This is a genomic window from Moorena sp. SIO4A5 (assembly GCF_010672005.1).
Lineage (GTDB): Bacteria > Cyanobacteriota > Cyanobacteriia > Cyanobacteriales > Coleofasciculaceae > Moorena.
The window spans coordinates 1-7944 of record NZ_JAAHHZ010000222.1; the positions used below are offsets into that span (position 1 = coordinate 1).

The following is a 7944-nucleotide window of genomic DNA, read 5'->3' on the forward strand; positions in this document are numbered from 1 at the left end:
CCACGTACCAAAATAGGAACGTTAAAAATGCGATCGCCATCACCCCATAGGTAAAATACCCTGCTACCAAATCCGCTAACTGCTGTACTGGCGCTTTCCGAGTTTGCGCTTCCTCCACTAGTGCTACAATTTGTGCCAAAGTAGTTTCTTTACCAGTACGGGTTGCCTTTACCACCAGCACTCCCGATTGATTCAACGTGCCACCAGTAACCATGTCCCCTGCTTGCTTCAATACTGGTAGAGATTCCCCCGTCAGCATTGACTCATCAATTGATGAGATTCCCGTAATCACTTCCCCATCGACAGGAACTTTTTCCCCAGGTAATATCCTTAACCATTCTCCCACCCGGACTTGCTCCACAGGAATTTCGATACCCGCAAGGTCATCTTCTTTACTGTCTAATGTTCCAATCAACCGGGCTAGCTGAGGCTGTAGGGATAGCAAAGACTCAAAATCAGCAGTAGCTTGATATCGTGCCCCTTGTTCTAAGGTCCGACCTAAAAGAATAAAACCCAGCAACATCACTGGCTCATCAAAGAAACATTCCCATCCCAGGTTAGGGAATAGTAAGGCCACACAGCTAGTGGTGTAAGCCGTCACCGCCCCCAGTCCGATCAACGTATTCATATTGGGAGCACCGTGCCACAAACCGCGCCCACCCTCTACGATAATAGAGCGTCCCGGAAGTAATAGCGCTAGAGTTGCCAATCCCCAATGGAACCACAAAGTACTCAATACTGGCAGCATTGGTCCATGGAACCAATGACCGATATGTCCCACTGTAGAGAAGAAAATCAGGACAGCAGCAATCACTAGTTGCTGGCGGTATGCTCTGGCTTCTTGCTGATGTCTCTGGGTTGGTGTTAACCTATCCTGGCTCTTAGTTCCCTGTTCAGTTTCAGGTAAACGGGGTTGACTAGGAAACCCCTTTGATGTAAGCAAGTCAGCTAGGACAGTTGGTTGCACCTCACCAGCTTGATACTCTACCACAGCTACCCCAGTTACCAGATTGACACAGGCTTTCGATACCCCAGGGTTACTGCTCAGTTGCCGTTCCACTACACCAACACAACCAGCACATTTCATGCCAGTTACATCTAATGTGATGGTTTCTACAGGCAAAGCTGGTTGAGTTAAGGTAGTCTTGGGATAAGTTGGGATAGATTTTGGCATAGATTTGGTGAACAGCTTCAGTAATAGTGGCAATGCCTAGATGATTAAGAAGAACACATGCCTCTTATTTCCAGCTTAGGCTAAGAGCTGCTCAACTAGCCTACAGTTAATGTTTTTAATGGTTATCATTATTTTGGTGTTTATGTAAATGACGACAGCAGGAGACTTGGAAAAAAAAAGCTTCCCCAGCTTAGATAATTCAGATCGCACTAACTTAAGGGTTTCGACAAGTTTTGGACGTGTTAATAGTTGATAAAAAAAGCCCTAAATAGATTAACTGTGCCAGTAGCTTAGTCAATAGAATTGAGATTGACCTTGGCCTTTTGGCCAAAAGGCCAGGGAATTATGAAGGAGAATATCAAGGAAATATGAAGTAAATATGAAGTATTTCAAGAAACGAGCACTTATGATTTTACTCTCATGAAGGGAATTTCCTTGAAAATCTAGTAAGTCTGACTTGTAAGTCTCAACTTAGACGAACAAAATGACACAAAAATATACAGAAGCGGACACAGAAGCGTTTTACGATCACGAAGACAGCATGTATCGTAGCTTCTGGGATTCTGAAGGCAGTTTACACTGGGGCTATTTTGAAAACTTAGCCGACGCTCGTGCTCAAGACTTTCTCCCAGCTTGCCACCGTTGGAATGAATATATGCTCGGCTGCAGTGGGCTGACTACTGAATCTCGGGTACTTGATATCGGTTGCGGCAACGGCAACACCGCTATCTGGCTAGCCCAGCAGACAGGATGTGAAGTTGTCGGCATTGACATCAGTGCAGTCCGGGTTGGCAATCCCAAGGCATTAGCTCAGGAGTATCCCTCCCTACGCCTCTCTTTTCAGAAAGCATCAGTAACTAGCCTACCTTTCTCAGACAATTCCTTTACCCATGTCTGGAGCCAAGCCACCCTTTACCATGTCCACCAGCGGGAGCTAGCTCTGAAGGAGATTTACCGTGTTCTTCAAGAACAAGGCATCTTCCTATTCGATGATCTGATCACTCCAGTGTCCGAGATCAGCGCAGAAGGCCAAAAGCACGTTTATCAACGACTACTGTTTGAACCAACATTTAGCTATGAGTCCTACGCAAAAACACTCAGTGAAATTGGCTTGATGGTGTTGGAGGCTAAAGACTTGAGCGAACACCTCAATAAGAGCTACCAACTGTTGTCAGAGCTAGCTCTGAGTAAGTATCCAAAACTTAGCGCTTCCTATAATAAGATGTGCGAGGCGATTACAGCTCGGGAACTCGGATGGAGTTTCTATCGCTGTCAAAAGGTAAGCGATCGCGTCTCGTGGATCTACGGAACTAATGATGAAAAAACTTTAAAAGATAAGTACAATGCTTGGGCGACCATTTACGATGCTGACTTAGACGAGACCTATCGCTGCTCTCCCGTTCTATCCGCTAGGGCTCTGGCAAAGGTACTGCCAAATAAAGCAGCAAGCATTCTTGATGTTGGAGCAGGTACAGGAATGGTAGGTGAGGCTCTGGCAGACCTAGGATACACCAACATTACAGCAGTTGACTTCTCCGAGGAAATGCTGGAGGTAGCTAGGAAGAAGCAAGTTTACACGGCCTTGCACCAAGGGAACGTGGCAGAACCTCTAACCTTCTCTACTCCTGAGGCGTTCGACGGGATTGTGGTGTTGGGGGTATTCACCTTTGGTCACGCCCATCCTAAAGGGTTGCGAAACCTATTCGAACTATTGAAGTCTGGAGGATATTTTGTCCTAACCCTGCGAGTTGACTACTACGAAAGCAACGATTCATTACAAGAGATTCTCGAAGAGCTGTCATGGAGTATACTCGATCGAGTAGAGTTTAACATCTTTGAAACAGAACCAATGGTTGCTCTCGTGCTGAAAAAGCACTAATTGCTGATAGTTTAAGGGAAAATCATGGCTACACCATGCAAATACTATGACGTTCCATTAAAAAAGCTGAACTCAAAAAATGCTGAAGGATTAGGAACTGTATTCACGGATTTTGAAGATGTTGAAATAGAGTTGTGTAAATGGCCAAACCCAGGGAAACGACCTCTTATTGCTAGGGGGGGTTATGGTACATTTATTGAAGACGAATTCAAAGTATATTGGCGTGGTTCTACGGTGCTTTCCGCTGACCATAAAAATGCTCGCGGTGGTGCAGCTGGAAAGGCTGTAGTTGATCCTGAGACTAACTCTAACTATGTGCTAGTGCATTGGCTTAGCGCCCATCTAGATGCAGGAGAGGCTTTTATTCCTAAAAATGGTGAACCTAGTATCTTTTTATTAGCGCCTCCTGGGGACAATGTCAAAGCAGAAGATTTTGTAGCGCTTTACTCTGATGGTAGTTACGGCATATCAATTCATCCTGGAGTATGGCACACAGCTCCCTTACCACTGTCTGGAGAAGTAGTCTATAAAAATAAACAAGGCAGTATCTATGCTACCGTAGATTGTCTATTGTTGAAGGAGCAAGATACTTGTCTAAAGATTCCCCTTCGTAAACCTGAAGAAGACTGAGAATATAGATAGCAAACACAGCACGGAATGGATAGAAACAGATGATTTTCTATAATTTGAAGTGCAAGTATTTCCCATAGCCGCTTCTAAAGGAGCTAGAGCGCCAGTTAAGTAACTGTTAAACTGGCTATTTCAATGGATAGAAAGGGATAGGGCGGGAGGGAGAAAGGTAAATCGATGTATTTTCCTGAAAATAGTGATGTATCAAAAAATGTGTCAACTTCTATTACTGAATAGCTGCTAAAAATCGCCTATTTAGTAATCATGGCAGACGAGAAAAAATCCGTATTTCGAGACTCATAAATCACTGATTAACCGAAGTAATTTAGGTTTTTGGTGATTAGTTAAACGATGGTATAGCAATCTCAAATAGAGATCGTAAAATGCCAATGGCTAAGTCCAGAAATAGGCTCGTTCAAGTCAATTGAATTTTAATTCATTCAACTCAATGGAGGAGAAATCATGGCGACCATCAAACTAATGCACGCCAAGCTACATCGAGTGCGTGTGACTGAGGCAAACCGCCACTATGTGGGCAGTGTCACGATTGACTCCGACTTGCTGGCACAGGTAGGGATTTTACCCCTCGAAGAAGTATAAATTGTCAACATTGACAATGGCAATCGCTGGTCAACCTATGTTTTGCCAGGAGAAGCAGGTTCAGGACAAATTTGTCCCAATGGAGGGGGAGCGCTACTGTGCAAAGAGGGAGATACCTTGATTATCTGGGCAAACGAGCAATGCGATCGCGCTGAAATTTTGAGTAGCGGACACCAAGCGCGGGTACTGATTGCTGATGAAAACAACTGCTGTCAGGAAGTGTTTTACCAGACTCTCACCCCTACACTCACCGCTAATGGAGAGACACTAGAATACAACGGCTATCAAACCACTAACGTCAAACAATTGACATCTAAATCAAAGGTAATGGTGGGGGCTGAAGCCTACCCCTCAAATAAATAGAAACCAAGTAAAACAAAAGATAAAGGTGAAACATGACAACCCTACTTCGGCAACTCAAAGCCGCTTTTCGGATCGAATCAGTTGCAGTGACCAACAACGGTGTACAAGTCACTTGGAAAGATGGTCATCACAGCTTTTACCATAATCTCTGGCTGCGGGATGCTTGCCACTGTCCCGAATGCTTCCAGCGGGATACATTGAGCCTTAACAGCTCAGAAGGGGAAGGACATGACCCCCTGAAAATGCCACTCAATCCCATCACTGAAGCGGTCAAGATCGATCGTGAAGGCAATTTAGATATAGTCTGGGGCGGTCAAGAACCTGGACATCACAGTGTATTCGATCCATCTTGGCTGCGAGTTCACTGTCAAACAGACCCCGCCCTCAAACAGCGACGAAAACCCCAACTGTGGGATTCATCAGTGTCCATCCCTCATTTTGATTACCACGAAGTGATGAAAGACGATTGGGCACTGTTGCTGTGGTTGGACAAGATGCTGGAATTGGGAGTAGTCATCATTGACAACGTGCCCAAGAATCGAGAAAGTTTTCAGGCACTGATAGAGCGGATTGGACCGATCCAAGAACGATATCATCCCACCCATATCTTTACGTTGGATACAGCAAACAAACTGGCAGGGAATATTCACCACGCCTATCAGTATATGGAACGTTTACATAATCACACAGACCATGTATCTTACAACGTTCCTCCCAGACTGCAATTTCTCGGATGTATCCAATATGATAACCCAGACAATGACAAACAGGCATATTCTACCCTAGTGGATGGGTTCAAAATTGCCGAAGTTCTCAGAACCCAACAGCCAAAATTCTTCGAGTTGCTGACCACAGAGTATGTGCCAACAGGTCGCCGTCGCCTGGGTGTAGAAGAAAAGGTATCTAAGCATGAAATTGGCACCAAGAAGTACCAATGGGAAACTTATCATCGTCAGCATGTAATTAATTTAGATGAAACAGGTGAAGTCTACCAGATTCGTCACCATGAAAAAGACCGAGTGCCACTAGAGGTTTCTCCTGATAAGATTCAAGACTTATATGCAGCCTACCAAGCATTTACGGCACTAGCTGAAGCTCCTGAATATAACGCCGAATTTCTGATCGCTCCGGGACAAGTATTAGTTAATGACAACTGGCGATTACTCCACGGGCGTACCGCCATTCATAATCCTCAGCTGCGACGAGTTTTACTGGGAGCCTACATGAAACCAGAAACATTCCGTAGCAGACGGCGACTGTTACTAGGCAAAAAAAGCGGTATGTCAGATATCTGGTTAATGGGATGCTCAGACCGTGCTTTAGAAATTCTGGCAGACCGCACCACAATCTAAAGAAACCAAATACATTAGGAGCTTGATATTAATATGACCACGCTACTTCGACAACTCAAACCTTCTTTTCGCATCGAATCCATAGCAACCCATGACAATGGTGTAGAGATCACTTGGAAAGATGGCCATCAAAGCTTTTACCATCATCTCTGGCTCCTAGATAGCTGTCGCTGTCCTAAATGCTTTCAGCGAGATACCTTAAGCCTCAATAATAGTGGACATGACCTCCTCAAAATTCCTTTAAACCCAACTCCTCAAGAGGTGACAATTGATCCTGAAGGCAATTTGGATATTGTCTGGGGTGGTCAAGAAACAGGGCATCACAGTGTATTCGATCCTTCCTGGCTACGAGTTCATTGTTACGATGACCCAGCCCTTAAACAAAAATCAAAACCTCAACTTTGGGATGCATCAGTATCTATCTCTTATTTTGATTATCATGAGGTGATGAATGATGACGACGTTTTATTGTCCTACCTGAATCAGCTCGTCGAACTAGGGGTAGCAGTAATTGAAAATGCTCCAAATGACGAACAAAGCTTTCGGGCATTGGTGGAACGGGTGGGGCCTTTACGGCAACGTTATCATCCCACCAATGTATTTACTATGGATAGAAAGAACGCAGTTGCTCAGGCTATCCAACATTCTTATCAATTGGGGCGTTTAAGAAATCATACAGATGTTACTGCCTACGATATTCCCACTGGAATCCAATTTCTGCAATGTACCCTCTACGACAACCCGGATAACGACAGACAAGCCTATTCCACCGTCGTTGATGGTTTCAAATTAGCAGAGGTAATCAAAACCGAAAACCCCTACTTCTTTGAGCTACTTACCACAGAATATATACCAGCAGGTCGCCGACGACTCTCTGTGGAAGAGAAACTATCGGAAAATGATTCCGGCCCCCGGAAATACGAATGGGAAGCTTACCGGCGTAATCATCTAATTAACTTGGATGAAAATGGAGAAGTGTATCAGATTCGGTATAACCACAACACCAGGATACCCCTAGAGGTTTCCTACGATAAAATTCAAGACCTATTGACAGCCTACCGAAGATTCTCCCAACTGTTACAAGATCCTGACTATAATGCCGAATTTCTACTGACTCCCGGACAGGTGTTAGTAGTTGACAACTGGCGAGTGCTCCATGGACGTACCGGTATCTGGAGTTCTTCCCTGAAACGAACGTTGCTAGGAGCCTACTTGGAGGAAGAAACCTTCCGCTGTAGACGGCGAATTTTGCTAGGGGAGAAAACTGGGATGTCAAACCTGTGGTTAATGGGATGCTCAGACCGTGCTTTAGAAATTCTCGCAGATCGCTATGTTTGAGATCATGGAATAATCTTAATTGATGGGAAGTAAAGCGCTCTCAACAACAGACAGCGCTTGCATCAGAAAATTAAACCTATTTGTAGGGCGCACGTTTGTGCGCCCTAACTATTATAATAGTTGCTTAGTATCACAAATTAGTAATTTGTTACTAACTAATATGCCAGTTAGTAAACTGGCACAAGTTAAAAAAATTTTTACCCTCTGATTTTACTATACATTTCCGAGGAATTTTTAAAGCAGACATAATATGACCGAAGACCCTGAGGGCACAACGCCCCACCGATTCTATCCATGGGGTTAGCCCGAACAGGAATTTATTCCCTAACAGCGATACGAACTTTCGTCCTAGAATATCCACTATAATAGAAAGCAATGCATCAATCCAAGGAGGTGATTTTAAGTGTTGGTTATGGAGTTCAAGGCTGTCCTCAAATATCCTCAAAAGTTGGCAATAAATGAAGCCATTAGAACGGCTCGCTTTGTCCGTAACAAGGTACTTCGGTACTGGATGGACAATCGTGGAACCCGAAAGAAAGAACTCTATCGCTATAACACTCAATTAAGAGATGAATTCAAGTTTGTTAAAGACCTCAATAGTCATGCTT

5 protein-coding genes and 2 pseudogenes are annotated in these 7944 nt (G+C 44.2%); 6 read left to right on the forward strand and 1 reads right to left on the reverse strand.

Going from position 1 to position 7944, the window contains the following annotated elements; all coding sequences use genetic code 11:
- A partial coding sequence (locus F6K57_RS32865; RefSeq protein ID WP_293072204.1) for a cation transporter occupies positions 1-1174 on the reverse strand: 1174 nt, incomplete at its 3' end.
- A gap of 484 nt (positions 1175-1658) precedes the next feature.
- On the opposite strand from F6K57_RS32865, the gene F6K57_RS32870 reads away from it, so the two are divergent.
- The 6 genes and pseudogenes from F6K57_RS32870 to F6K57_RS32895 all read left to right on the forward strand — a co-directional run.
- Complete coding sequence (locus F6K57_RS32870) at positions 1659-3053, forward strand: methyltransferase domain-containing protein (RefSeq protein WP_293072205.1); 1395 nt, start codon at positions 1659-1661, stop codon at positions 3051-3053.
- A 24-nt stretch (positions 3054-3077) separates the two neighbouring features.
- Positions 3078-3683 (forward strand): ureidoglycolate lyase, encoded by a 606-nt coding sequence (locus F6K57_RS32875; protein WP_293072206.1) that lies wholly within the window; start codon positions 3078-3080, stop codon positions 3681-3683.
- A 480-nt stretch (positions 3684-4163) separates the two neighbouring features.
- Positions 4164-4646, forward strand: a pseudogene (locus F6K57_RS32880) (aspartate 1-decarboxylase).
- Positions 4647-4678: 32 nt separating this feature from the next.
- Positions 4679-5998 (forward strand): TauD/TfdA family dioxygenase, encoded by a 1320-nt coding sequence (locus tag F6K57_RS32885; RefSeq protein WP_293072207.1) that lies wholly within the window; start codon positions 4679-4681, stop codon positions 5996-5998.
- A 33-nt stretch (positions 5999-6031) separates the two neighbouring features.
- Positions 6032-7336 carry a TauD/TfdA family dioxygenase gene (locus F6K57_RS32890; protein WP_293072208.1) on the forward strand — a complete coding sequence of 435 codons (1305 nt, stop codon included), beginning with the start codon at positions 6032-6034 and terminating at the stop codon, positions 7334-7336.
- A gap of 412 nt (positions 7337-7748) precedes the next feature.
- A pseudogene (locus tag F6K57_RS32895) lies at positions 7749-7944 on the forward strand (RNA-guided endonuclease TnpB family protein); the annotation flags it as partial.

Excerpts from the sequence above, each read along its gene's own strand:
- F6K57_RS32870 (WP_293072205.1), top strand. The coding sequence starts at position 1,659 with ATGACACAAAAATATACAGAAGCGGACACAGAAGCGTTTTACGATCAC.
- F6K57_RS32875 (WP_293072206.1), top strand. The coding sequence starts at position 3,078 with ATGGCTACACCATGCAAATACTATGACGTTCCATTAAAAAAGCTGAAC.
- F6K57_RS32885 (WP_293072207.1), top strand. The coding sequence starts at position 4,679 with ATGACAACCCTACTTCGGCAACTCAAAGCCGCTTTTCGGATCGAATCA.
- F6K57_RS32890 (WP_293072208.1), top strand. The coding sequence starts at position 6,032 with ATGACCACGCTACTTCGACAACTCAAACCTTCTTTTCGCATCGAATCC.